23 protein-coding genes are annotated in these 23,871 nt (G+C 72.4%); 5 read left to right on the top strand and 18 right to left on the bottom strand.

Annotation, left to right across the window (positions count from 1 at the left end; all coding sequences use genetic code 11):
• Positions 1-80: 80 nt before the first annotated feature.
• From OHA21_RS01585 to OHA21_RS01555, 7 genes are read right to left on the bottom strand one after another with little or no spacing between them, the layout of a single operon-like run.
• On the bottom strand, positions 81-2,111 hold the full coding sequence (locus OHA21_RS01585; RefSeq protein ID WP_328469348.1) for a M48 family metalloprotease: 2,031 nt from the start codon (positions 2,109-2,111) through the stop codon (positions 81-83).
• Positions 2,108-2,566, bottom strand: a complete 459-nt coding sequence (locus OHA21_RS01580; RefSeq protein ID WP_328469346.1) for a hypothetical protein — start codon at positions 2,564-2,566, stop codon at positions 2,108-2,110. Before OHA21_RS01580 ends, OHA21_RS01585 begins: the two co-directional genes overlap by 4 nt.
• Positions 2,567-2,598: 32 nt before the next feature.
• Positions 2,599-2,955, bottom strand: coding sequence for a hypothetical protein (locus OHA21_RS01575; protein ID WP_328469344.1), 357 nt, complete (start codon positions 2,953-2,955; stop codon positions 2,599-2,601).
• Between the two features lie 7 nt (positions 2,956-2,962).
• A complete protein-coding gene (locus OHA21_RS01570; protein WP_328469342.1) occupies positions 2,963-4,111 on the bottom strand; it encodes an ABC transporter permease in 1,149 nt (382 codons plus the stop codon).
• Positions 4,108-4,794 (bottom strand): ABC transporter ATP-binding protein, encoded by a 687-nt coding sequence (locus OHA21_RS01565; RefSeq protein WP_328469340.1) that lies wholly within the window; start codon positions 4,792-4,794, stop codon positions 4,108-4,110. Before OHA21_RS01565 ends, OHA21_RS01570 begins: the two co-directional genes overlap by 4 nt.
• Before the next feature lie 2 nt (positions 4,795-4,796).
• The gene (locus tag OHA21_RS01560; protein ID WP_328469338.1) at positions 4,797-5,816 is read right to left on the bottom strand and encodes an efflux RND transporter periplasmic adaptor subunit; all 1,020 of its coding nucleotides are present in this window, start codon (positions 5,814-5,816) and stop codon (positions 4,797-4,799) included.
• A 41-nt stretch (positions 5,817-5,857) separates the two neighbouring features.
• Complete coding sequence (locus tag OHA21_RS01555; RefSeq protein WP_328469336.1) at positions 5,858-6,940, bottom strand: efflux RND transporter periplasmic adaptor subunit; 1,083 nt, start codon at positions 6,938-6,940, stop codon at positions 5,858-5,860.
• 190 nt (positions 6,941-7,130) lie between these two features.
• On the opposite strand from OHA21_RS01555, the gene OHA21_RS01550 reads away from it, so the two are divergent.
• On the top strand, positions 7,131-8,594 hold the full coding sequence (locus OHA21_RS01550) for an MFS transporter (RefSeq protein ID WP_328469334.1): 1,464 nt from the start codon (positions 7,131-7,133) through the stop codon (positions 8,592-8,594).
• A 6-nt stretch (positions 8,595-8,600) separates the two neighbouring features.
• Here the strand turns inward: OHA21_RS01550 and OHA21_RS01545 are convergent, their stop codons facing one another.
• Both OHA21_RS01545 and OHA21_RS01540 read right to left on the bottom strand, forming a co-directional pair.
• Positions 8,601-9,797: an RNA polymerase sigma factor gene (locus tag OHA21_RS01545; RefSeq protein WP_328469332.1), complete on the bottom strand. Its 1,197-nt coding sequence runs from the start codon at positions 9,795-9,797 to the stop codon at positions 8,601-8,603.
• On the bottom strand, positions 9,797-10,138 hold the full coding sequence (locus tag OHA21_RS01540; RefSeq protein WP_328469330.1) for a YciI family protein: 342 nt from the start codon (positions 10,136-10,138) through the stop codon (positions 9,797-9,799). The genes OHA21_RS01545 and OHA21_RS01540 overlap by 1 nt, the downstream gene beginning before the upstream one ends.
• Before the next feature lie 153 nt (positions 10,139-10,291).
• Here OHA21_RS01540 and OHA21_RS01535 point away from each other — a divergent pair, with 153 nt between their 5' ends.
• A complete protein-coding gene (locus tag OHA21_RS01535; RefSeq protein ID WP_328469328.1) occupies positions 10,292-11,119 on the top strand; it encodes a phosphatidylinositol-specific phospholipase C/glycerophosphodiester phosphodiesterase family protein in 828 nt (275 codons plus the stop codon).
• A 108-nt stretch (positions 11,120-11,227) separates the two neighbouring features.
• Positions 11,228-12,442: a Pr6Pr family membrane protein gene (locus OHA21_RS01530; protein WP_328469326.1), complete on the top strand. Its 1,215-nt coding sequence runs from the start codon at positions 11,228-11,230 to the stop codon at positions 12,440-12,442.
• A gap of 47 nt (positions 12,443-12,489) precedes the next feature.
• Here OHA21_RS01530 and OHA21_RS01525 read toward each other — a convergent pair whose 3' ends face one another.
• From OHA21_RS01525 to OHA21_RS01500, 6 genes are all read right to left on the bottom strand, one after another.
• Positions 12,490-12,837 carry a DUF1330 domain-containing protein gene (locus OHA21_RS01525; protein WP_328469324.1) on the bottom strand — a complete coding sequence of 116 codons (348 nt, stop codon included), beginning with the start codon at positions 12,835-12,837 and terminating at the stop codon, positions 12,490-12,492.
• A gap of 191 nt (positions 12,838-13,028) precedes the next feature.
• On the bottom strand, positions 13,029-13,625 hold the full coding sequence (locus OHA21_RS01520) for a LutC/YkgG family protein (protein WP_328469322.1): 597 nt from the start codon (positions 13,623-13,625) through the stop codon (positions 13,029-13,031).
• Entirely contained in the window at positions 13,622-15,049 is a 1,428-nt protein-coding gene (locus tag OHA21_RS01515; protein ID WP_328469320.1) for a LutB/LldF family L-lactate oxidation iron-sulfur protein, read from the bottom strand. Before OHA21_RS01515 ends, OHA21_RS01520 begins: the two co-directional genes overlap by 4 nt.
• On the bottom strand, positions 15,046-15,783 hold the full coding sequence (locus tag OHA21_RS01510) for a (Fe-S)-binding protein (protein WP_328469318.1): 738 nt from the start codon (positions 15,781-15,783) through the stop codon (positions 15,046-15,048). Before OHA21_RS01510 ends, OHA21_RS01515 begins: the two co-directional genes overlap by 4 nt.
• A 3-nt stretch (positions 15,784-15,786) precedes the next feature.
• Positions 15,787-17,172, bottom strand: coding sequence for a rhamnulokinase (locus OHA21_RS01505; protein ID WP_328469316.1), 1,386 nt, complete (start codon positions 17,170-17,172; stop codon positions 15,787-15,789).
• Positions 17,169-19,199 carry a bifunctional aldolase/short-chain dehydrogenase gene (locus OHA21_RS01500; RefSeq protein WP_328469314.1) on the bottom strand — a complete coding sequence of 677 codons (2,031 nt, stop codon included), beginning with the start codon at positions 19,197-19,199 and terminating at the stop codon, positions 17,169-17,171. Before OHA21_RS01500 ends, OHA21_RS01505 begins: the two co-directional genes overlap by 4 nt.
• A gap of 115 nt (positions 19,200-19,314) precedes the next feature.
• On the opposite strand from OHA21_RS01500, the gene OHA21_RS01495 reads away from it, so the two are divergent.
• Complete coding sequence (locus tag OHA21_RS01495; RefSeq protein WP_328469312.1) at positions 19,315-19,881, top strand: sugar O-acetyltransferase; 567 nt, start codon at positions 19,315-19,317, stop codon at positions 19,879-19,881.
• Positions 19,882-19,898: 17 nt separating this feature from the next.
• The gene (locus OHA21_RS01490) at positions 19,899-20,507 is read left to right on the top strand and encodes a TetR/AcrR family transcriptional regulator (RefSeq protein ID WP_328469310.1); all 609 of its coding nucleotides are present in this window, start codon (positions 19,899-19,901) and stop codon (positions 20,505-20,507) included.
• Positions 20,508-20,632: 125 nt separating this feature from the next.
• On the opposite strand, the gene OHA21_RS01485 is transcribed toward OHA21_RS01490, so the two are convergent.
• The 3 genes from OHA21_RS01485 to OHA21_RS01475 are packed head-to-tail and all read right to left on the bottom strand — an operon-like array spanning position 20,633 to position 23,736.
• Complete coding sequence (locus OHA21_RS01485; protein WP_328469308.1) at positions 20,633-20,977, bottom strand: VOC family protein; 345 nt, start codon at positions 20,975-20,977, stop codon at positions 20,633-20,635.
• On the bottom strand, positions 20,974-21,372 hold the full coding sequence (locus OHA21_RS01480; protein ID WP_328469306.1) for a VOC family protein: 399 nt from the start codon (positions 21,370-21,372) through the stop codon (positions 20,974-20,976). Before OHA21_RS01480 ends, OHA21_RS01485 begins: the two co-directional genes overlap by 4 nt.
• Positions 21,373-21,390: 18 nt before the next feature.
• On the bottom strand, positions 21,391-23,736 hold the full coding sequence (locus OHA21_RS01475; RefSeq protein ID WP_328469304.1) for a LuxR C-terminal-related transcriptional regulator: 2,346 nt from the start codon (positions 23,734-23,736) through the stop codon (positions 21,391-21,393).
• Positions 23,737-23,871: the final 135 nt, after the last annotated feature.

Genomic DNA, 23,871 nt, shown 5'->3' with positions numbered 1-23,871 from the left:
GCGTCCGGCGGGGCGTGGTTGCCCCGCGTGGCGAGAGTCATCGGCTGGAAGTGGCGCGGGTTGCGGAAACATCAGCCACTTCACAGCAGCGCCTGCGGGTCGGCAGCGGAGAGGAAGAGGCCGTCGGGCAGTAGCACCGCGAGCGTTAGGGCGGCGGCAACCGCGGCGCCGAGGACTGCGATGAGCCAGGCGCGGCGGCCGGGTGCGGGTGGCCGGGACGGGATCAGGCCGGCGGCGGCGCCTACCGTCAGGGTCAGCAGGGCGAGCATGGAGAGCGCCCGGGACGTGTAGATCGACGCGGAGAAGAGTGGGTCCTCGAAGTCGGGCAGGTAGCGCAGCAGCACCCCGGCCGCGACTGTGAGGGCTGCTACCGGTCCGGCCAGGAGAGCGTCGCCGAGGCCGGCTGCGCCGCGCAGGCCGAGCAGTAGCAGGACCAGGGCGAATCCGGCGGCGGCAGCGGTGCACCAGTCGCGTTCGGCGGCCTGGTGGGGTTCGACCGTGCTGAGTGGGGTCAGCCAGCGGACGGCGAGGGCGCTGAGACCGGCGAGGAGACCGGTGGCCGCGACGGGAACGGCCCGCCGGCCCAGGCTGACGGCGATCGCGACGGCGAAGACAGCCGCGCCGCCGGCCAGGACGTTGCGCCAGGTACCGAGGAAACCGGCCGTCCAGAGCCGGCTGATCAGGCCGTCGGGCAGGCCGATCGCGGCGAACACCGGCGACGGCACGGCGGCCATGACCGAGCCGATCCAGAGGGCGCCGGCGAAGGCTGCTGCGCTGAGCACGGCCGTGACCAGCCACTGCCGCGAGAGGCCGGGGCGCGCGGCCGCAGCGGTGAGGGCGAGCGTGCAGCCCCCGGCGCCGGCCATCCCCAATGGCAGATAGACGAGCTCGCGCCCATCACCGGAACCGGACACGACGAACATCGCGTTCGGGTCGAGGGTGAGCACCAGCCCGACCCCCACGCCGACAGCCAGGCCGGCCATCGCAGCCCGGGGCGGGCGCGCGCCCGGGGACTGCGGCCACAGAGCCAGCCCCCAGGTCACCGCGAGCAGCGCGCCGGCCAGCAGGCCGGTCAGGAGCTGCGAATACGGCTCGAGCGGCGTGGCGAGGAAACCAGAGAGAGCGATGGTCGCCCCGAAGGTCCAGACCGAGACGGCCAGCGCCGCCGCGATCACGGCGATCACGGCCGGGATGCCGGGCGGCCGCTCATCCAGGAACGCCGCACGCCGGACCGGTGACGGATGCATGGCGAGCAGCCGCCGCAACCGCGCACGCAGCGGCGCAAAAGCCGGAGCCGCACCGAGCAGAGCTGTCAGCGCCGGGCCGGACCCCGCAAGGGCCGCATGCGCATCCGCCTCGTGCTCCCGGTCGCGCATCACACCGCGGGCCAGCAGATAACCGGCCGCCCAGAGCAGGGCGCCGCGACCGGCGTACTCGAGCCAGAACGGCACGTCGCCGAGCCCGCCGGTGAAGGCCGCCACCACCAGCGGGACCGGCAGGATCAGCGGCAGCGCCCACAGCAGCGAACGGGTCAGCCACACCAGGGTGACGTCACCGGCGGCGACGTGGGCGGTCTCGTGCCGCAGCACGGCATCCAGGTGAGCGGCCGGCAGGCGCCGGACGCCCGGGGGCAGCACGATCTGGTTGGTGCCGTTCGCGCGTACCGTGAAGGGCTCTCTGAGGTCCCACGGCCCCACCGAGACCGCCGGCGCCCGGCGCACGCCCAGTTGGTCGGCGATCTCGGCGGCCCGGGCGCGCAGCGCTTCGGACGCCGGCCGCAGCGTGCCGAGCCGGCGCAGCAGACGCCGCGGCAGCAACCACGCGAGAAGCGCCGCGACCGCGAGCGTCAGCAGGCTGCCGGCCACGCAGCACAGCGCGAGCCGATGCTCGACCGACGCGCGGCAGGCGCTCAGAGCCTGCTGGCGTTCGGCGACCGCCTCGCCCGGCACGAGTTCGGCGACCGAGGACAGGCAGGCGGATGTCACGCCGGCCCAGTCGGCGCCGAACACCAGCAGGTGGGTGACGTACCCGGCGAACGCCCCACCCAGCAGCAGCACCACGATGATCAGCAGGTAGCGGCCGCGGGTTCCGGAGGGCGGCCGCCGGATCACGGCGCCCGCCGCAGCCGCAGCGCGCCGATCACCGCCTCGGCCAGCCGGTCCGCCTCGTCCTCGGGCAGCCGGTCCGTGGCCCGCTCGCGGATCAGCCGGTACACGTCGCGTTCCTGCTCGGGGGTGAGCCATTCCGGGGCCGCCTCGACGGCCGGACCGCGGCGGAAGGCCGCCGCCAGCTTCTCCCGGGTCGCGGTGGTCAGGTATTTCGCGGTGTCCTCGACCGCGCTGCTGAACACCGCGGTGGCCAGCAGCGACACCGCGGAGAGCACGATCGGGACCACGGAGGCGAACTCGAGGCCCATGCCGACCGGTGGGCGGACGCCGTCCGCGAGGGGCCGCGGCGCGGTACGGAACCAGGCCGCCGCCGCGTCGAAATCGTCCAGCTCATCGGGGTACGCCGTCCGCACGACGGCTTCCCCGACCTCACGAATCTCCGGCCAGTACGCCTCCACAACCCTCGATTATGGACAGTGCGCACAAGCACTCAGCCGGCGTTCACCAGGATTGCGGTGACCACCCCTTCCGCGTCCGCGCTGCCCTGCACGGTGACCTGCTGCCCGGCAGTGAGGCTGGACAGCGCCGCCGGCTGCGCCACCTTCACCGTGGTGGCGTCGCTGGTCTTCACGGTGACCGTCCCCCCGTCCGCGGTCTGCAGATAGAAGGTGCTGCCATCGACGAGCTTGACGGTTCCGGACGTGCCCGAGGACACCGAGGTGGGCACCACCGACGTGGTGACCCCCCAGCGTTCCTGGACCTGCATCCCGCCGATGAACCCGCCGATCAGCAGTGCCGCGCCGATCAGGGCCAGCGTGGTGCGGTTCCACCAGCAAGTGCTGCTCACTCGTTCCTCACTCGTAGCGCAGGGCGTCGATCGGCCGCAGCCGGGCGGCGCGGGCCGCCGGCAGCCCGCCGAAGAACAGTCCGATGACCACCGAGACGCCCAGGGCCAGCACCACCGAGCTGGGCACGATCACCGGCTGCACGCCGACGATCTCGAACCGGCTGCCGAGCACGGCGGCGGCGACGCCCAGAACGCCACCGATGACGCTGAGCAGGGTCGCCTCGACCAGGAACTGGGTGACGATCACCCGGCGGGGTGCGCCCAGGGCTTTACGGATGCCGATCTCGCGGGTCCGTTCGGTGACCGTGACCAGCATGATGTTGGTGATGCCGATGCCGCCGACGAGCAGGCTGATCGCGGCGACCGCGCCGAGCAGCTTGGTGAACGTGTCGGCGGTGTCGGACTGCGTCTCCAGCAGTTGGGCGGCGTTCTGGATCCGGTACGAGCCGGCGGCCAGCCGCTGATTCAGGATGGTCGCCACCTCGGCCTGCGCGACGTCCACCCGCCGGGAGTCGGCCGCTTCGACCAGGATCGAGCTGAGTGGCCCGTACCCGGCGAGCACGTGCCGGACGGCGGCGAGCGGGGCAACAGCAGTGTCGTCGGTGCCCTGCGAACCGGCCTCCAGCACCCCGACCACGGTGAACAGCGCTCCCCCGACGGTCACCTGCTTACCGACCGGGTCGGCGCCGGGGAAGATCTCCTCGGCGACGGTCTGCCCGATCACCACGACCCGGCGGGCTTGCGCCTCGTCATCGGCGCTGAAGACGGCCCCGCCGGCGGCCGGGGAGTTCGACGCCGCGAACCAGGATGCCGTGGTGCCGACGAACGAGCCCACCTCGTGCTCGGTCCCCTGGTACGTGATCGTCGCCGGCATGCTGACCACCGGGGACACCGACCTGACGTCCGGGGCGAGGACCGGGTCGTCGAGCGCCTCGGCGATCTCCAGGGAGAGGTCGCTGCCGCTCATCACGGTCAGCGTGTTGGCGCCCAGCGCCTCGATCCGGGCGGCGACCTTCCGCGCCGACCCGTTGCCGACCGCGACCAGCAGGATCACCGCGGCGACGCCGATCAGGATGCCGAGCATGGTCAGCCCGGAGCGCAGCTTGTTGGCGTACAGGCCGCGCAGCGAGAACCGGATGACCTCCACGAGACTCATGCGAACTGCCGTTCGTCGGACACGATCGTCCCGTCGACCAGGCGGACCACCCGCTGGGTATGGGCGCCCAGCTCCTCCTCGTGGGTGACCAGCACGATAGTGCGGCCGGCCGCGTTGAGATCGTCGAGCACGCTCAGCAGCTCCTCGGTGGCGTGGCTGTCCAGGTTGCCGGTGGGTTCGTCGGCCAGCAGCAGCGCAGGTTCGGTGACCAGGGCGCGGGCCACCGCGACCCGCTGCTGCTGACCGCCGGAGAGCTGGTGGGGCTCGTGGCCGGCCCGGTCGGCGAGGCCGACCAGGTCCAGCGAGAACATGGCCCGGCGATGGCGTTCCGCGGCGCGCATCCCGGAGTACGCCAGCGGCAGCTCCACGTTCGCCACCGCGCTGGTCCGCGGGATCAGGTTGTACGCCTGGAACACGAACCCGATCGACCGGTTTCGGACCGTCGCCAGCCGCGCGTCGTCGAGCCGGCTGACGTCCACCCCGTCCAGCAGGTAGCTGCCGGCGGTCGGGCTGTCGAGGCAGCCGAGGATGTTCATCAGGGTGGACTTGCCGGACCCGGAGCACCCCATGACCGCCACGTACTCGCCGCGTTCCACCTGCAGCGACACGTCGTCGAGCGCCCGTACCGCGGTGTCGCCGTCGCCGTACACCTTGGTCAGCGACCGCACGTCGAGGACCGCCATGCTCAGAGCCCGCCGGTCGAGGACGCGGTCGGGACGATCACCCGCTCGCCCGCGGCCAGACCCGAGGTGACCTGGTACGCCTCGTCCCCCTCCAACCCGACCTGGATCTGCCGGACCTCGTGCTTCCCGTCGCCGCCCACCACGGTCACCGACCGCCGCTCGCTGATGGTGGTGACCGCCGCCGAGTTGATCGTGACCGCGTTCTCCACACTGCCGGTGACCACCGAGACCGAGACGGTCTGCCCGGGTCGGGTGCCCTCCGGCGGGTTCGGCAGGCTGATCGCCACCCCGTACGTGACCACGCCGTCCTTCTTCGTCGCGGCCGGGTCGACGGCGACGACCTGGCCGGTCGTCTCGGTGCCCTCCAGCGCGTTCCAGACCACCGTCGCGCTCTGCCCCTCCTTGAGCTCGGTCGCGGCGGCTTCTGAGAACGCGGCCCTGACCTGCAGCTTTCCGAGGTCGGCGAGGTCCACGAAACCCTCGCTGCCGGAGGGCCCGCCGATCGAGCCGTTCACCGCGATCACCGTCCCGGCGACCGGCGCGATCAGGTTGGTGCCCGCCACCGCCGCCTCGGCCGCGTCCACCGCGAGCTCCGCCTGGGTCATCGCGGTGATCGCGGTGGTGGTGTCGGTGCCGGCGGCCTCGGCGCGGTCCAGGGCGTGCGTGGCCGCGGCCAGGTCGGCCCGGGCCAGCGCCAGTTCGCGCTGGGCGTCGGCGGGGTCGATCCGGGCGAGCAGGGTTCCGGCGGCGACGGTCTGCCCGACCTTCACCTTGATGCTGGTCACCGTGCCCGGGGTGCCGAACGTGGCGGTCGCGGTCGAGGCGCTCTCCACGGCGCCGTCGGCGGTCACGGTCCGGGTGACGGTGCCCTGGGTCGCGGTGAGCGTGCGCACCCCGGACGCGTTCGCCCCGGTGTCCGCGTCGGTGTCCCGCAGCAGGGTCCAGCCCCAGCAGACGGCACCGACGATCAGCAGGGCCAGCAGGGCGTTCACCGCCGTGCTGGGACGAGGCAGCGCTTTCACATTTTCATCATGTCCGGTGCGGCCCGGTTCGGGGCCGGGATTCACCAGGAACGGACGACCTGCTCGCCTTCGGCCAGCCCGTCGGTGATCTCGGTGTACTGATCGCCGCGCAGCCCGACGGTCACCGGACGCTCCTCCGACCGGTTCGCGCTGCGCACCAGCACGGTCCCGGCGGTCCCGGAGATGTCGTGGACGGCGGTGGACGGGACGCGTACCACCGGGGTGACCTCGTCGGTGCGGACCCTGACCTGCGCGGTCTGCCCGACGAGCAGGTCGTCGGGGGCGTCGGCGAAGGCGAGCAGCACGCCGTACCGGACCAGCGTGCCGTCCGACGTGCCGACCGGGTCGACCTGCGCCACGGTCGCGTCGATCGTCACGTCGGAGCCGGGAGCGGAGCCGGCCAGCGTGACGGTCGCGGTCTGCCCGGCCGCCAGCGATCCGGCATCCGCCTCCGGGAACCGGGCCCGCACCTGCATGGTGGTGGTGTCGGCCAGGCTCAGCACCGCCGTCCCGCTGCGCACCTGGTCGCCGACGCCGGCCGTCACCTTCACCACGGTCCCGGCGATCGGCGCCTTGATCACCGTCCCGCGCAGGGCGTCGGCGGCGTCGTCGACCGCCTTCGCCGCCCGGTTGACCGCCTGTTCCGCGCTGAGCACCTGGTCGGAGCCGGTGTCCGGGAAGCCCTGGGTGGCGCAGGCGACCACGACGACCGGCTGGGTGGCCGGCGCGCAAGCGGTGGCGTTCCTGGTGGCGGTCGCGGCGACGCCAGCAGCGCTCGCCAGCCGGACCTCGGCCGCGGCGAGCTGCGCCTGCGCGTCGCTGAGGTCCTCGACCAAGCCGGTGTCGTCGAGCGTGGCCAGGGTCTGTCCGGCTTTGACCCGGTTCCCGGCGCGGACGGCGACGGACTCCACGGTGCCGTCGACGGTGAAGGCGAGGCTGCGGGTGCTGGCCGGTTCGACGGTTCCGGTGGTGGCCACGTCCACGGTCACCGCGCCGCGGTCGACGATCGCAGTGACGACCGCCGTGCTCCGGGCGCCGTCCTCCCGGCCGGCCACCAGCACGACGCCTGCGGCGATCGCGCCGGCCAGCACGATGCCGGCCCCGATCCAGCGTGCCTTGCTCATGCAGCGATTGTTGCGGTTCCCACTCCCCCGAGAACCTGCTTTCCGGTACGAGCGACGCGCTCTTCCCCGTGCGTCCCGCGATCACCAGCCCGGTCCCGGCCGCCCGGCGACCGCCGGGCTCAAGCAGCGGGTCGATGTCACACCTTGCGTTCCCGCTCTGTCTCGGTTACTGACGAAGGGTGAGACGACCATGGCGTTACTGACGTACAACACCGGCCGGGGCCGGTGGGTGCTGGCCGCGACGGTGGGCGGTTCGGCGATCGCCTCGATCGACGCGACCGCGGTGAACATCGCGCTGCCCGCGATCGGTCACGAGTTCGGCACCGGCCTCGAGACACTGCAGTGGGTGGTCACGTCGTACACCCTGACGCTGGCCGGCCTGCTGCTGGTGGCCGGGGCCCTGGGTGACCGCTACGGCCGCCGGCGGGTCTTCGACATCGGCATCGTGTGGTTCGCGCTGGCCTCGCTGCTGTGCAGCCTGGCCTGGAACCCGGAGACGCTGATCGGTGCCCGGGCCCTGCAGGGTGTCGGCGCCGCCCTGCTGACACCGGGCAGCCTGGCCATCCTGGAGGCGGTCTTCGTGCCGGCCGACCGGGGCCGGGCGATCGGCGCCTGGTCCGGCCTGACCGGTGTGGCCAGCGCGATCGGCCCGTTCCTGGGCGGCTGGCTGATCCAGACCGCGTCCTGGCGGTACATCTTCGCGATCAACCTGCCGATCGCCCTCGCCGTGGTGCTGATCTCCCGGCGGCACATCCCGGAGTCGCGCGACCCGGAGGCCACCGGTCAGATCGACGTGACCGGCGGCGTACTCGTCACCCTCGGCCTGGTCGGTCTCACCTTCGGCCTGATCCAGGGTCCGTCGATCCCCGCGCTGGTGGTCGGCGTCCTGCTGCTGGCCGCGTTCATCGCCTGGGAGCGCCGCGCCCCGTCCCCGATCCTGCCGCTGCACCTGTTCAAATCGTCCCAGTTCAGCGCCACGAACCTGGTGACCTTCATCGTCTACGGCGCGATGGGCGGGGCGCTGTTCCTGCTGCCCATCCAGCTGCAGGAGGTCTCCGGCTACACCCCGCTGCAGGCCGGCATCTCGCTGCTCCCGGTCACCGTGATCATGCTGCTGCTGTCGGCCCGGTCCGGCGCGGTCGCCGCCCGCATCGGCCCGAAACTGCAGATGAGCCTCGGCCCGATCCTGGTCGGCCTGGGCTTTGCCCTGTTCACCCAGATCGACGCCACCGGCTCGTACCTCACCTCGGTGCTACCGGGAGTGACCGTGCTCGGCCTCGGTCTGGCTGTGACCGTGGCCCCGCTGACCGCGACCGTTCTGGCCGCCGTCCCGGCCCGGCACGCCGGCGTCGCCTCCGCGGTCAACAACGACGTGGCCCGCGCCGCCGCCCTGATCGCGGTCGCGGTCCTGCCTGCGGCGGCCGGCATCACGAGCAGCGCGTACCTGAGCGCCACCCAGTTCACCGAGGGCTTCCACACGGCGTCCCTGATCTGCGCCGCCCTCTGCATCCTGGCCGGCGTCCTGGCCGCGCTGACCATCCGCAACGAGACCCGCGCCCCGGTGGCCCCGCCCACCCAGCCGTGGCACTGCCAGCTCGACGCCCCGATCCCGCGGGTCGCCGCCGCCCCGGAAACCACCGAGCCCCGCACATAGGCAGGGTCACAGCGTGTCGAGGCGGCGGCGCAGGAGGGCTCGTTCCGGTTCCGTGCCGGCCTGGCCGAGCGCCGCCTCGTAGGCCTGCCGGGCCTCGCCGGGGCGGCCCAGGCGGTCCAGCAGGTCGGCGCGGGCGGCCAGGTACGGGTGGTGGCCGCGCAGCAGCGGCTCGCCCGCCAGTGAGTCGAGCAGGTCCAGCCCGGCCTGCGGGCCGTCGCGCATCGCCACCGCGGCGGCCCGGTTCAGCGCGACCACCGGGGACGGGGTGAGGGCGAGCAGCACGTCGTACAGGGCCACGATCTGCGGCCAGTCGGTCTGCGCGAAGTCCGGGGCCTCGTCGTGCAGGGCGGCGATCGCGGCCTGCACCCCGTAGGGCCCCGGCGGCCCGCCGGTCAGCGCGACCACCACCAGGTCTCGGCCCTCGTCGATCATCGCCCGGTCCCAGCGCGCCCGGTCCTGCTCGGCCAGCAGGAGCAGCCCGCCGTCGCGGGCCTCGCGCCGGGCGTGGACCAGCAGCATCAACGCGAGCAGCCCGGGGATCTCCCGCTCGGAGGGCAGCAGCCGGTGCAGGATCCGGGTGAGCCGGATCGCCTCTTCGGCGAGGTCGGGGCGCTGTGCCGCGTACCCCTCGGTGAAGATCGAATAGATGGCCTGCAGGACCACCGGCAGGCGGTCGGGCAGCTCGTCCGCGCCCGGCACCCGGAACGGGATCCGCGCCTCGCGGATCTTCTTCTTGGCCCTCGTGATCCGTTTCGCCATGGTCTCGGTGGGCACCAGGAACGCCCGCGCCACCTCCGGCGTGGTCAGCCCGCCCAGGCAGCGCAGGGTCAGCGCGATCCGGTCCTCGGCGGCGAGCGCCGGGTGTGCGCAGGTGAAGAAGAGCTGCAGACGCTCGTCCGGCAGCTCGGCGCCGAACTCCGGGGCCGGCACCGGCCCGGCCCGGTCGGCCTCCACCTGGAGCACCGCGAGCCGCGCGGCCAGCACCTGATCGCGGCGCAGCCGGTCGACGGCCTTGCGGCGGGCGGTGGTCATCAGCCAGGCGCCCGGCTTCGGCGGCACACCCTCGGCCGGCCAGTGCCGCAGTGCGGCCTCGATCGCCTCCGAGGTGACCTCCTCGGCCAGGTCGAGGTCGCCGTAGCGGCGGACCAGTGCGGCCAGCAGACGGCCGTGCTCCTCGCGGAACACGGCCTCCACCGACTCCATCAGAAATCCGCGACCGGGCGCACGGTGATCGAGCCGTCACGGGAACCCGGGCAGCGGGCCGCCCAGTCCAGCGCGGCGTCCAGGTCGGGCACGTCGATCACGTAGAAGCCGCCGAGGACCTCCCGCGTCTCGGCGAACGGCCCGTCGGTCACCGTCCGCTTGCCGGCGGCGTCCACCCGTACGCTGGTCGCGGTGACCAGGTCGGCCAGCGACTCACCGGAGACGAAGATCCCCGCCTCCTTGACCTCCTTGTCGTAGGCCATCCAGTCCGCCGGCTCGCAGCCCGGCGGCTTGCCCGCCTCATCGACGGTGTCCGCGTTGATCAGCAGCAGGTACTTCACGATCGGCTCCTTCGTTCGTGTGCCTATGTCATCACTACGAACGGGGCCGCGCGAGATGGACACCGTCCGAGAAGTTTCTCGTGGTTGCTGATTCACGCGGGTTGTCTAACGTCAGCCGGGTCAGACATTGACGCCCATGACAGGAGGCGACGAATGATCCGGCGAATCCTCACCATGCTGCTCGCGCTGAGCGCGACGGTCACGCTGCTGCCGGCCGCTGCCCAGGCAGGGGATCGGGTACGCCCACTCACGCGCGCCCACGCCCACAACGACTACGAACACGAGCGGCCGCTGTTCGACGCGCTGTCGCACGGGTTCACCAGCGTGGAGGCCGACATCTACCTGGTCGACGGGGAGCTGCTGGTCGCCCACGACCCGGAGGACGTGGTGCCCGGCCGTACCCTGCAGAGCCTCTACCTGGATCCGCTCGCCCGGCTGACCCGCTCGGGCAAGGTCCGGAAGCTCCAGCTGCTGGTGGACATCAAGAACACCGGGGCGGCCACCTACACCGAGCTGGACCGGGTGCTCCGGTCGTACCGGAAGATGCTCACCTCGTACCGCTACGGCCGGGTGTCCCGCGACGCCGTCACCGTCGTGGTCAGCGGTGACCGACCGCGCGAGCTGATGCAGGCGCAGCGGGTGCGGTACGCGTTCTATGACGGCCGCAGCACCGACCTGAACTCCGGTGTCCCGGCCTCGTTCATCCCGCTGATCAGCGACAACTGGAACAACCTGTTCACCTGGCAGGGTGCCGGCCCGATCCCGGACGCCGAGCGCGCCAGGTTGCGGCAGTTCGTCCGGGACGCGCACGCCGCCGGCCAGCGGGTCCGGTTCTGGGCCACCCCCGACGTGCCCGGCCCGGCCCGCGAGGCGGTCTGGCGTGAGCTCGTCGCCGCGGACGTCGACCACATCAACACCGACGACCTGGCCGGTCTGGAGGCGTTCCTGCGCTCGCTGCCCCCGTCCCGCGCCGCCGCCTGAGATATTCACCTGTTCGGTTACTGGCACGCCCGGCGGCGAACCGCCACCCGCCGCCGGGCGTAGCCCTCATCGAGAGTCAGCTGTCGATGAGGCCAGGTGATGAAAGAGATGAACGTGTACGTGAGCCCGCAGTGGTGGTGGCGTCTGCTGATCGTGGCCGCCGGGGTGACGGGGCTATACGGCGCCGGCTACAACATCGTCGCGTACACGACCCAGAGCACGATCATCGTGATCGGCTACTACAGCGGCGTCCTGTTCTGGATGCACCGCCGCCGCACGGTCGACGCGGCCGCACCCCGGCTCCGCGCCGCGGTGCTCTCCTGGATCCTGCTGAGCGGCGTGGTGCTGCACTTCGTGCTGGCCGGCGGCAGGAGCCCATTGCCCGGCCTGACCAGCACCGCCGGCACCCCGGTCGTGCTGGCGAACTGGTCGAGCTTCCTGCTGCACTACGCCCTGCCCGGGATGGTCCTCCTGGACTGGCTGCTGACCCGCCCGTACGGCGCCGTCCGCTGGCGTGACCTGCTGCTGTGGACCCTGTACCCGCTCGGCTACGCCGCCGTGCTCCTGGCCCGCGGCGCCCTCTTCCCCGACGCCGGCTACCGCTACCCCTACGCGTTCCTGGACCCCACCTTCCAGGGCTGGACCGCCGCTGGCACATGGATCGCCCTGCTGACCGCCGGCTTCCTCCTGCTCGGCGCCGTCCTGGTAGCGATCGACCAGCTACGCCGCCCCCACGCACCCTCCCCCACCACCTGGCCCGAAGCCACCGCCCCGGCACCCAGCTGGCCCGAGGCGGCCGGCCCCACGCCCACCTGGCCAGACGCCGCGCCTTCCTACGGTTCCGGCTACCGACCGGCCGCTGATCCCCGCACCGCAGTGGCCGCACCGTCATGGCCCACCGCCGCTGACCCTCGCACCGCAGAGGCCGCACCGTCATGGCCCACGGCCGCTGACCCTCGCACCGCAGACGCCGTACCGTCATGGCCCACGGCCGCTGGGCCCGAGCCCTACAGCGCCACGCCACCAGCCGCGACCGGCCCCCGCGCGCCGAACCACGAACCCACCACCGCAGCCGCACCTTCCTGGCCCACAGCCACCGGCCAATCACCTCAGGCAAGGCCCCGCACAGCGATGATCCCGCCGTCCTGGGGCGAAACCGGCGACCCCTACAACGCGGCCCCACCGCACCCGGACGGTCCGCGCCCGTCGGCTACCGGCCCCTGGAACGCGCCCACTCCCTCGCCCTGGTCCACGCCTCCGGGTTCCTACGGCCAAGATCAGGACCAGGAAAGTGCCTGGCCCTCGCCGCGCCGCCGAACCTGACCGCAACAGCACCCCGGCCCCCGCCCGAAGTCCCACGCCCGGAAGGATCAGGCAGCCGCGAGCCCTTGCCGGAGCGCCGCAGCAGACTCCCGCGGGTCGTACCCCGCTGGAACCCCGTCCACGATGATCACATCACCCTCGATGTGCCGGGTCCGCAGCGGCAGGATCTCCTGATAGGCCGGCGACGCATACCAGGCACGAATCGCCTCCGTGCCCGGGAACTCGAGCAGCACCACAGCTCCGGGCCACTCCCCCTCGACCACCTCGATCTCGGCCATGTGCACCAGGAATCGACCACCGAACGGGTCCATGGTGTCCTGAATGCGATCGATGTACTCGATCACCTCTTCGTTCATCTCCGTGGGACGCAGATGGGCGATGGCGTAGGCAGTCATGGCTCGTCCTTCCAGCTCGGTGTCGCGTCGTTGGCACCGATCCTCACGCCGGAGCCGGGCCGAAGGCGATTACCCGCGAGGTAATGGCCCCGGTGACGCCGAGCCGCCCGCGGAGATCGCGGCCGGGTCCGGGCCTGGGCCACGCCGTGCCGTGCCGTGCCGTGCCGTGAGTAGAGCAGGCCGGAACCGGCTCAGTCCGCCACCAGCAGGACGTGCAGGTGGCGGGGCCCGTGGACGCCCTCAACCCGGTTCAGCTCGATGTCGCTGGTGGCCGACGGCCCGCTGATCCAGGTGAGCGGCCGCCGCGGATCCAGGCGGGCCACCGCGTCCGGCACCGCGGCCACCACCTGGTCCGTGCGCAGCACGCAGATGTGCACGTCCGGCAGCAACGTGATGATCCGGCGGCCCTGGTCCGGCGACGCGTCGAGCACGATGGTGCCGGTCTCGGCCACGGCCACGGCCGCGGCCGTCAGCACGGCGTCGGCCGCGGCGATCCGGTCCGGCGCGAGGTCGTCGTCGACGAAGGCGCCGGCGGGGCGCCAGGATTCCGGCAGACCGGGCGGTACGAGCACCGCAGCCTCCCCGCCCACGATGGCAGCCACCGCACCCACCACCTCGGCCGAACTCACCCGGTGCACCTCGGCCTTGTAGTCGACGAGCCGGTCGACCAGCACCTCGACGTCGACCGCGCGGCCACCCTGCCGGTACTCGCGGGGCACCTCGGCGACGACCGGCGCGTCCCGCAGCGCCGCCCGCACGCGCCCGAGGATCAGGTCGCGGGAACTCATCGCTCGGCCCACCAATCGCGGAACGTCTGGGACGGGAACTCGGGCAGGTCCCGGCCCGCCGTCCACCCGGAGAACGGCGGCGGCAGTCCCCGTCCGCGCCGGCCCGCGATCCGGGCCAGCTTGGCGGCGCGTTGCGCGTTCGCATACAGCCGGGGGCGGGCCATCGTGTAGGCGGCGGCTGCCATCGCGGCCCGCTCGGCCGGTGGGTGCGGCACCTGGTTGCGCAGGTGGACCAGCAACGACGGGATGTCGATCTTCACCGGGCAGGCGTCGAAGCAGGCGCCGCAGAGCGAGGACGCGTACGGCAGGGAGGCGTTGTCGGCCACCCCGGTGAGCTGCGGCGACAGCACCGCCCCGATCGGGCCCGGGTACACCGAGCCGTAGGAGTGCCCGCCGGTCCGCTCGTAGACCGGGCACACGTTGAGGCAGGCCGAGCACCGGATGCAGTGCAGCGCCTGCCGCCCGGCCGTGTCGGCGAGGACCGCGCTGCGCCCGTTGTCGAGCAGCACCAGATGGAAATTCTGCGGGCCGTCGCCGGGGGTCACCCCGGTCCACATCGTCGTGTACGGGTTCATCCGCTCCCCGGTCGACGCCCGCGGCAGCAGCTGGAGGAAGACTTCGAGGTCGCGCCAGGTGGGCAGCACCTTCTCGATGCCCATCACGGTGATCAGGGTGTCCGGCAGGGTGAGGCACATCCGCCCGTTGCCCTCCGACTCGACCACGCCGAGCGTGCCGGTCGCGGCGATCGCGAAGTTGGCCCCGCTGACCGCCACCTCGGTGGACAGGAACGTCTCGCGCAGATAGCGCCGGGCCGCCGCGGCCAGCACCGGTGGGTCGTCGGTCAACGCGGGATCCACTCCCGGCATCGCCCGTAGGAAGATCTCCCGGATCTCCGACCGGTTGCGGTGGATCGCCGGCACCAGGATGTGGCTCGGCTTGTCGTCGCCGAGCTGCACGATCAACTCGGCCAGGTCCGTCTCGACCGGCGTGATGCCGGCCTCCTCCAGCGCCTCGTTGAGCCCGATCTCCTGGGTGGCCATCGACTTCACCTTGATGACCCGCGACGAGCCGGTCTCCCGGACCAGGCGGGTCACGATCTCGTTGGCCTCGTTCGCGTCGGCGGCCCAGTGCACCACGCCGCCGGCCTCGGTGACGCGCGCCTCCAGCTCCTCCAGCAGTTCCGGGAGCCGGGCCATCACGTCGGCCTTGATCGCCGAGCCGGCGTCGCGCAGCTCCTGCCAGTCCGGCAGCTCGGCGATCACCTTGCCGGACTTGCCGCGGATCGTCGTGGTCGCGTGCCGCAGGTTGCGCCGCAGCTGGGAGTTGCCGAGCGCGTCGTGCGCCGCTCTCGGGAACGTCTGGTCGCCGCGCAGGTGCCCGACGCCGCGCGGTGCGGTCGCCGGCATCCCGAGGAACGTGCTCATGAAGTGAACTCCGTGGAGGCGAGGATCTCGGCGAGGTGCACGGTCCGCACGCCGGTGCGCAGCCGGGACAGGCCGCCGCCGATGTGCATCAGGCAGGACGCGTCGCCGGCGGTGCAGACGTCCGCGCCGGTGGAGACGATGTTGGTCATCTTGTCGGCGAGCATCGCGGTCGACGTCTCCGCGTTCTTGATCGCGAAGGTGCCGCCGAACCCGCAGCACTGCTCGGCCGCCGGCAGCTCCACCAGGTCCAGCCCGCGGACCTGCCGCAGCAGCCGCAGCGGCTTGTCCCCGACCCGGGTCATCCGCAGGCTGTGGCAGGTCGGGTGGTAGGTGACCCGATGCGGGAAATACGCACCCACGTCCTCCACGCCGAGCACGTCGACGAGCAGCTCGGACAGCTCGTAGGTGCGCGAGCCCACGTCGGCGGCCCGGGCGGCGAGACCCGCGTCGCCGTAGGCCGCGGCCACCATGGAGTGCTGGTGCCGGATCGACCCGACGCACGACCCGGACGGCGCGACGATCACGTCATACGGGTCGAAGACCGAGGCGTATCGCTTCACCAGCGGCAGCGCGGCGGCCTGATAACCGGTGTTCACGTGCATCTGGCCGCAGCAGGTCTGCTCGGCCGGGAAGACCACCTCGTGGCCGAGCCGCTCGAGCAGCAGCACGGTCGCCTTGGCCGCCTCCGGGAAGAGGGTGTCGGCCAGGCAGGTGGCGAAGAGCGCGATCCGCACGGGTCACCTTCCTGCTCGCGCGGCGGCGGCCTGCCAGGCGGCCGGTCCACCGGAGGTGCGCGGCTCGTAACGCACGATCCGTTGAGTCTCGCGCACCAGCGAGCGCAGCGCATCCAATCCGCCCTGGACCACGCCGGCGGCGCGGGCCTGGACGAGGAGGTTGCCGAGCGCGGTCGCCTCGACCGGGCCGGCCAGCACCGGCAGGCCGCACGCGTCCGCGGTGAGCTGGCAGAGCAGCTCGTTCAGCGCTCCCCCGCCGACCAGGTGCACGACGGAGACCTCACGGCCGGCGAGCTCCTGGGCCTGGCGCACCGCACGACGGTGGGCGAGCGCCAAGCTGTCCAGGATGCACCGGGTGACGACCGCCGGCGACGCGTCAGCCGGAAGGCCCGCCAGCTTGCGCAGGCGCCCCTCCATGTCGCCGGGCGGCAGGAAGACCGGGTCGTCGAGGTCGACCACGTAGGCCAGACCGGGCTCGGCCGCCGCGGCGGACAACAGCGAAGGAAGATCGGGTGAGCCCCACTCGCGGAGGCACTCCTGCAACGGCCATAACCCCATGACGTTCCGGAGGTACCGGAACGTTCCGTCGACGCCACCCTCATTGGTGAAGTTGGCCCGCCGCGACGCGTCGGTCAGCACCGGCTCGTCCAGCTCCAGGCCGACCAGCGACCAGGTTCCACAGGAGATGTACGCGAAGTCGCTGCCGCTCGCCGGCACCCCGACGACCGCGGAGGCCGTGTCGTGCGAGCCCACGGCCACGACGGGCGTGCCGTTGAAGAACCCGATCCGCTCGCCGGGCTGCCGCACCGGCGGCAACAGCTCGGCACGCAGGCCGAGCTCAGCAACGAGAGAAGCGGACCAATCCCGGGTACGCACATCGAGCAGCCCGGTCGTCGAGGCGTTGGTGTACTCCGCCCCGATCTCCCCGGTCAGCCAGTAGGCGAGCAGGTCCGGGATGAGCAGCAGGTGCCGCGCGATCTCGTACTGCGGGGTCCCCGCCGCCGCGACCAGCTGATACACGGTATTGAACGGCAGGGTCTGCAGCCCGTTCACCGGATAGAGCTCACCCACCCGCGCAGCGATCCCGTCGGTACGCGAGTCCCGGTAGTGGACCGGATTCCCGAGCAGCGCCCCGCTGGAGTCGATCAATCCGTAGTCCACCGCCCACGAGTCGATGCCGATGCTGCTCACCGGCCCCGCCGCGCGCAGCCCATCGAGCATGCCGCGGTGCAGCGACAGGATGTCCCAGTGCAGCGTCCCGCCGACGCGGACCGGCTCGTTCGGGAACCGGTGCACCACGTCCAGATCGAACACCCCGTCGCCGAACCGGCCGACCACGACGCGCCCGCTGGACGCGCCGAGGTCGACCGCGGCAAACGCCTTACTCATCGCAGGAACGCCGCGGCGACACCCGCGTCGACGGGAACGTGCAGGCCGGTGGTGTGCGACAGCTCGCCCGCGGTGAGCACGAAGACCGCGTTGGCCACGTGCTCCGGCAGGACCTCCCGCTTGAGCAGGGTGCGCTGCGCGTAGAACTCGCCCAGCTGCTCCTCCGGCACGCCGTAGACGGCCGCCCGCTGCGCGCCCCAGCCACCGGCGAAGATGCCCGAGCCACGCACCACACCGTCCGGGTTGATGCCGTTGACGCGTACCCCGTACGCCCCCAGCTCTGCGGCCAGGAGCCGGACCTGATGGGCCTGGTCCGCCTTGGCGGCGCCGTAGGCGACGTTGTTGGGGCCCGCGAACAGCGAGTTCTTGCTGGAGATGTAGACGATGTCGCCGCCCATGCCCTGCTCGATGAGCACCCGGGCGGCGGCCCTGGCGACCAGGAACGAGCCCTTCGCCATGACGTCGTGCTGCAGGTCCCAGTCCTGCTCGGTGGTCTCCAGCAGCGGCTTGGAGATGGACAGGCCGGCGTTGTTGACGATCAGGTCGACGCCGCCGAAGGCGAGCACGGCCTCGCGCAGCGCCGCTTCGACCGCGGCAGCGTCGGTGACGTCCGCGGTCACGCTGACCGCCGCGTCGGTGCCGCCGATCTCGCGGGCCACCGTCTCGGCGGTCGCCGCGTCCCGGTCGGCGACCACGACGCAGGCGCCCTCGGCGGCGAGCCGCAGCGCGATGGCCCGGCCGATGCCGGAACCGCCGCCGGTGACGAACGCGACGCGGGTGGCCAGGGGCTTCGGCTTCGGCATGCGCTGGAGCTTGGCCTCTTCGAGAGCCCAGTACTCGATCCGGAACTTCTCCGACTCGTCGATCGGCGAGTAGCGGGAGACCGACTCGGCGCCGCGCATCACATTGATCGCGTTGACGTAGAACTCGCCGGCCACCCGGGCGGTCTGCTTGTTGGCGCCGAAGGAGAACATGCCCACGCCGGGGACCAGCACGATCGCCGGGTCGGCGCCGCGGATCGCCGGGCTGTCCGCGGTGGCGTGCCGCTCGTAGTAGCCGCGGTAGTCCTCGCGGTACGCCTCGTGCAGCTCCTTGAGCCGGGCGACGACCTGCTCGAGCGGGGCGTCCGGGGCGGTGTCGACGACCAGCGGCTTGACCTTGGTGCGCAGGAAGTGGTCGGGGCAGGAGGTGCCGAGGGCGGCCAGCTCGGCCAGGCGCTCGCTGCCGACGAAGTCGAGGACCACGTCGCTGTCGGTGAAGTGGCCGACCTGGGGGCGGTCGGTGGAGGCGAGACCGCGGATCACCGGGAAGAGGGCGGCGGCGCGCTCACGGCGTACCTCCGCTGGGAGGGGTTGATGGACAGTGGCGCCGAACGGCGCGCTGCGGCCGTGCGAGGCCAGATAGGCCGCGGCGGTGTTGATGATCTCGTTGGAGTTGGCCTCGCACTCGGCGCTGGTCGCGCCCCACGCGGTGATCCCGTGCCCGCCCAGGATGACGCCGATGGCCTGCGGGTTCGCCTTCTGCACGGCGGCGATGTCGAGGCCGAGCTGGAAGCCGGGACGGCGCCAGTCCACCCAGACCACCCGGTCGCCGAAGATCTCCTTGGTCAGCGCCGGACCGTCGGCGGCGGTCGCGATCGCGATGCCCGCGTCCGGGTGCAGGTGGTCGACGTGCGCGACGTCGACCAGGCCGTGCATGGCGGTGTCGATGCTCGGGGCGGCGCCACCGCGGCCGTGCAGGCAGTAGTCGAACGCGGCGACCATCTCGTCCTCGCGCTCCAGACCCGGGTAGACGCCCGGCAGCGCCCGCAGCCGGTCCAGGCGCAGGACGGCCAGGCCGGCCTCGGTGAGCGTGCCGAGGTCGCCGCCGGAACCCTTGACCCACAGCAGCTCGACCGGCGCGCCGGTCACGGGGTCGGTCTCGGCGCCCTTGGCGGAGGTGTTGCCGCCGGCGTAGTTGGTGGTGCGCGGATCGGCGCCGAGGCGGTTCGACCGGGCGATCAGTTCGGAGACTGCGGGGTTGGTCATGACGGTCCTTCGAGATCGCTCATGAAACGTTTCAGAGTTACGGACAGATTACGCGCGCGCTGAAGTCCGGGTCAAGGGTCAACGACAACACCCTCTTCCACGTACGTTTGTACACATGACCGTGAGTGAGAAGAGCATGCGCGAGCGGATGCTCGCCGGCGAGCTGTACATCGCCGACGACCCGGAGATCGCCAAGGAGCTGGCGCACGCCCAGCGGCTCAGCCACGAGATCAACACGATCGATCCGACCGATTACGACCGGCGTCGCGAGCTGCTCACCGAACTGCTCGGCTCATTCGGCGAGGGCAGCGAGATCCGCCCGCCGCTGCACTGCGACTACGGCTACCAGACGAGTTTCGGGGCCCGCTCGTTCGCCAACTTCGGGCTGGTCATCCTGGACGTCGCGACCGTGACCGTCGGCGACGACGTGCAGATCGGGCCGAACGTTCAGTTGCTCACCGCCACCCACCCGCTCGAGCCGGGCCCGCGCCGGGACAAGTGGGAGGCGGCCAAGCCGATCGTGATCGGCGACAACGTCTGGCTGGGCGGCGGCGTGATCGTCTGCCCGGGCGTGACGATCGGCGAGAACACCGTGGTCGGCGCGGGCTCGGTGGTGGTCCGCGACCTACCGGCGAACGTGGTGGCGGTCGGCTCACCGGCCCGGGCGATCCGCGAATTGTGAACACCACCCTTCCCGCAGTGCCCGGTCCGGCGCCGTCGCCCGAGGGCCGCAGCGGCTCGGAGCGCGGCGCTCGGCGGGCGCGGCGGCACGATCCGGATCGCAAGGACCGGATCGTCGACGCCACCATCCGGGTGATCGCCGAGCACGGCGTCGCCGGGACCACCCACCGGCTGATCGCCGCCGCGGCCGACGTGCCGCTGGGCTCGCTGACCTACCACTTCAGCGGCCTCGACGACCTGCGCGCCCAGGCGTTCCGCCGGCACGCCGAGCGGATGTCGGTCGCCTACGCGGCGCACTTCGAGGGGGTACGCACGCACGACCAGCTGGTCGACGCGGTCACCGACCTGATCCACGGCAACGCCGGGGCGGACTCGCAGGACTGGGCGATCTCCTACGAGCTCTACCTGGCGGCGCTGCGCGACCCGGGCCTGCGCGAGGTGACCGAGAGCTGGATGCGTACGAGCCGCGCCGTGCTGGAACGCTTCGTCGACCCGACGACGGCCCGTGGCGTGGACGCGCTGATCGAGGGTCTGGTCATCCACAAGACGCTGGCCACCACCCCGGTGCCGTACGCCGAGATCCGCGAGATCGTGCGCCGCGCGGTGGGCGCAGCCGCTCGGGTGTGAAATTCCTGTTACAGGTGCAACCTGGCCGGGTGGTCATCGCGTCCTCACTATGAGGGCTGTTGCGGCCCGGCACGGGTACGGGGTGCGGCGGCGGCACCGGTTCGGGTTGCCGCCGCCCTGTGTCGCTACTCGACGGGCCCGCCGCCCAGGCCTATCTCGTTGCCGTCCGGGTCGTAATAGGTGATCTTCCGGACCCCGTTCTCGTAGGTCTCCCGTTTCCCCGGTTCCAGGCCGCGCTCCGCGATCCCGGCCACCCGCGCGTCCAGATCCTCGACGAACAGCGTGGTCAGCCCGTGTCCCGCGTGCGCCGGCCGGTGCTCGATGTAGACGAAGCGGTGCTCCGCGACCTCCCACACCGCCTCGACCTCGTTCGGCAGGAAGGCGGGCGGCCCGCCGAACAACTTCTCGTACCAGGCGAGCCCGGCCGGGAAGTCGCTCACCGAGATCCCGGCGAACAGTTCGACGCTCACGAACCCGCCTCCAGCGGCGCGCAGATCATCACCGGATTGCCGTCCGGGTCAGCCACGTACGCCATCCGCTCGCCCCACGGCTGGTCGGCCGGCTCGGCGAGCACCGGCGCCTTGGCCGCCCGCAACTCCTCGACCGCCTGATCGACGTCGTCGGTGTAGACGCACAACTCGAACGGCCGGCCCACCCGCATCTTGATCGGCAGCCCGTGCGAACCGTTCTCCCCGTCGTTCACCGCGGCGAGGGAGATGCCGTGCTCCAGGGCGACGAACGCGGCCGGCCCGTCCGGCGGGAACTGGTAGGTCTCGGCGAACCCGAGGCGGTCCCGGTAGAACTCCAGGGCCGCGGGCAGGTCCTCGACGTACAGGATTGTCGATGCATCTCGGAAGACAGCCACGAACCCGACCCTATCGCTCTACAGCAGCCCGTGCTCCCGGGCGAGGACGACCGCCTCCCGGCGCCGGGCCGCACCGAGCTTGCGATAGATGGCCCGCATGTGCGCCCGGACAGTGTTGACCGAGATGGTGAGGCTGTCCGCGATCTCCCCGGCGGTCAGCACCGTGGGCAGGAACCGCAGCACCTCGATCTCCCGCGGGCTGAGTTCCTCGGGCAGCGGCGGCGCCGGGTCCGATCCGGCGGGCACCCCCGGGACCGGGTCGGCCGTCAGCCACTGCCGGCGTTCGACCAGCGACGCGACCCGGCCGCCGCCGAACCGGCGGAACGGCCGGCTGATCCGTTCCGGCCCGGCGAGCGTCTCCGCCCGGCGAATCGCGTCCAGCGACCGGGCACTCTGTCCGTACGCGTCGGCCAGCAGCGCGATCCCGATCCAGGCGGCGACCGCGGAGACGACGTCTCCCCCGTCGGCCGCCCGGATGAACCGGATCTCCGCCTCGGCGCGGTTCTCCATGGCCAGGTAGGCCTGCCCCAGGCACACCTGCTCCGCCGGGTTCAGGGTGCGCCCCTCGGCCCCGGCGTATCGGCTGACGACACGGGCCGGCTCGCCGAGCGCCAGGTCCACCTCCGACCGGGTACGTTCCAGCCAGCGGTCGAGCAGCGGCGCGTCGAGACTCGCGGGCCGGTCCCGGCGTGCCTGCCGCAGAACCTCCCGGGCGCCCTCCGGCTCGTCCCGGGCCAGCCGGACCTGGGCGCGAACCAGGCAGGTGAGCATCACCGTCGCCGCCTCGTGCGGATAGGCATCCAGGTGCAGTGCCAGCCGCAACGCCTCCTCGGCCTCGCTCACCTGGTCACGCTCCACCGCGATCAGCGCCTCGATCAGGAATGCTGTGGTCGCCTGCGGAGTGGCCGTCAGGTCGTACTCCTCGGCCAGGCTCCGGCAGTCCGCGGCGTATTCCTGTGCCTCGTGCAGGGAACCGCGCAGGAAGGCGAGCGCACCGAGATGCCCGAGAGTGTTGATCTCGGTCAGCCCCACCCCGGCCGTTCGTGCGGCGCTCAACCCGGCCCAGAGATCGCGCTCGGCAGCGTCGGCCCGATCGGCCCAGAACAGACCGACACCCTGGTTCGCGATCGCGATCGCCCGGTAGTGGTGGGCGGCCGGCAGCTGTTCCAGCCGGACCGTCGCCAGCCGGCGCAGGATGCGGGTGGTCTGCTCGATGAGCTTCGGCATCTCGCCGCGCACCCGGCGAACGACGGTCGCGTCCAGCAGGCGCGCCGCGGTCTCGACCATCAGCCGGTCCGCCTTCCGCCGCCCGGCGAGCAGACGATCGACGCGGGCCAGCTGCTCCGGCACCGCCCCGTGATCGCCTTCACTGACCAGCCGCAGTGCGCCGCAGACGGCCAGCTCGGCAGTGAGGCTGAAGGCCTCCGGCGGAACCTGTTGCACGACGGCGAAGAGCTTCGCCCGCTCCGCCGTCACGATCAGCGGGGCCGCCGACTCGACCACGATCCGGCCGAGCGCCGGCCAGTCCTCGGCGGCCACCGCGTGGTCCAGGGCGTACTGGGGGAGCTGACGGGTGACGTACCAGCGCATCGCGAGCCGGTGCAGGTCCGGCGCCAGCCCCGGATGGTCACGATGCAGGCGGTGCAGCAGCGTGGTCCGCATCTGCGGGTGGTAGCGGAACTGGTCGGGCGTCTCCGGGTCGGGCCGGACGAAGGCGTCGGCGCGGACCAGCCCCTCCAGGATCCGTGCGGCGTGCCGCTCCTCGGCCAGTTCGGCGGCCAGCGCGGCCGGGACCTGGCGCAGCACGCTGGTGCGCAGCAGGAGCCGACGGGCCGGCTCGGGCAGGCCGGCGAGCACCTCGCCGTCCAGGAAGTCGGCGACCGCGCTGGACTCCGGCTCGTCGCCGAGTCGCAGCCCGGCAGCCCAGCCGCCGGTACGCGCCACCATCGCAGCCGGATCGCCGGTGACGGGCAGCAGTTCGGCCACCTCGAAAGTGGAGAACGCCAGGGTGGCCGGGCCGATCACGGTCAATTCACCGGAGGCCTGCCAGCAGTGGGTGGGCAGTGCCGGTTCGCCGCGGCCGACGAGCACCGTGGACAACCGGTGTGCCGGGTCGCGCAGCACCGCCTCCAGCACGGCGATCGCGCCCGGGTCCCGGAGCCGGTGGTGATCGTCGAGCACCAGCAGCGACGCGCCGGGCGACAGAACCGCCTGCAGCTCGTCCCGCAGGACCACGGCGTCGTTGTGCCGCTCCGTCAGGGAGAGCCAGGCGGCCGGCTCGGGGCGGTCCCGCACCCACGCCGCCACCAGCACGGTCTTGCCCCAGCCGGCGCCGGCCCGGACCAGCGTGAGGGTGCCACGCACCCCCTCGTCCAGCTGAGCCTCCAGCCGCGGGCGCCGGACCAGGGTGCGTGGAAGCGCCGGGAACGCCGACGGCGGCCCCGATCTGCCTGGGCCGCGTTCTCCCCGCATACCCCGCCCCAGTTGCGGCGGGCCCAC

Source organism: Actinoplanes sp. NBC_00393 (assembly GCF_036053395.1).
Classification (GTDB): Bacteria; Actinomycetota; Actinomycetes; order Mycobacteriales; family Micromonosporaceae; genus Actinoplanes.
Note: the sequence above shows the minus strand (reverse complement) of the source record. Positions and strands in the feature narration are given on the sequence as shown.

Bases quoted from the DNA above. Each gene is read 5' to 3' on its own strand.
- OHA21_RS01570 (WP_328469342.1), bottom strand. From the start codon at position 4,111: ATGAGTCTCGTGGAGGTCATCCGGTTCTCGCTGCGCGGCCTGTACGCC.
- OHA21_RS01565 (WP_328469340.1), bottom strand. From the start codon at position 4,794: ATGGCGGTCCTCGACGTGCGGTCGCTGACCAAGGTGTACGGCGACGGC.
- OHA21_RS01555 (WP_328469336.1), bottom strand. From the start codon at position 6,940: ATGAGCAAGGCACGCTGGATCGGGGCCGGCATCGTGCTGGCCGGCGCG.
- OHA21_RS01550 (WP_328469334.1), top strand. From the start codon at position 7,131: ATGGCGTTACTGACGTACAACACCGGCCGGGGCCGGTGGGTGCTGGCC.
- OHA21_RS01545 (WP_328469332.1), bottom strand. From the start codon at position 9,797: ATGGAGTCGGTGGAGGCCGTGTTCCGCGAGGAGCACGGCCGTCTGCTG.
- OHA21_RS01535 (WP_328469328.1), top strand. From the start codon at position 10,292: ATGATCCGGCGAATCCTCACCATGCTGCTCGCGCTGAGCGCGACGGTC.
- OHA21_RS01530 (WP_328469326.1), top strand. From the start codon at position 11,228: ATGAACGTGTACGTGAGCCCGCAGTGGTGGTGGCGTCTGCTGATCGTG.
- OHA21_RS01525 (WP_328469324.1), bottom strand. From the start codon at position 12,837: ATGACTGCCTACGCCATCGCCCATCTGCGTCCCACGGAGATGAACGAA.
- OHA21_RS01520 (WP_328469322.1), bottom strand. From the start codon at position 13,625: ATGAGTTCCCGCGACCTGATCCTCGGGCGCGTGCGGGCGGCGCTGCGG.
- OHA21_RS01515 (WP_328469320.1), bottom strand. From the start codon at position 15,049: ATGAGCACGTTCCTCGGGATGCCGGCGACCGCACCGCGCGGCGTCGGG.
- OHA21_RS01505 (WP_328469316.1), bottom strand. From the start codon at position 17,172: ATGAGTAAGGCGTTTGCCGCGGTCGACCTCGGCGCGTCCAGCGGGCGC.
- OHA21_RS01500 (WP_328469314.1), bottom strand. From the start codon at position 19,199: ATGACCAACCCCGCAGTCTCCGAACTGATCGCCCGGTCGAACCGCCTC.
- OHA21_RS01495 (WP_328469312.1), top strand. From the start codon at position 19,315: ATGACCGTGAGTGAGAAGAGCATGCGCGAGCGGATGCTCGCCGGCGAG.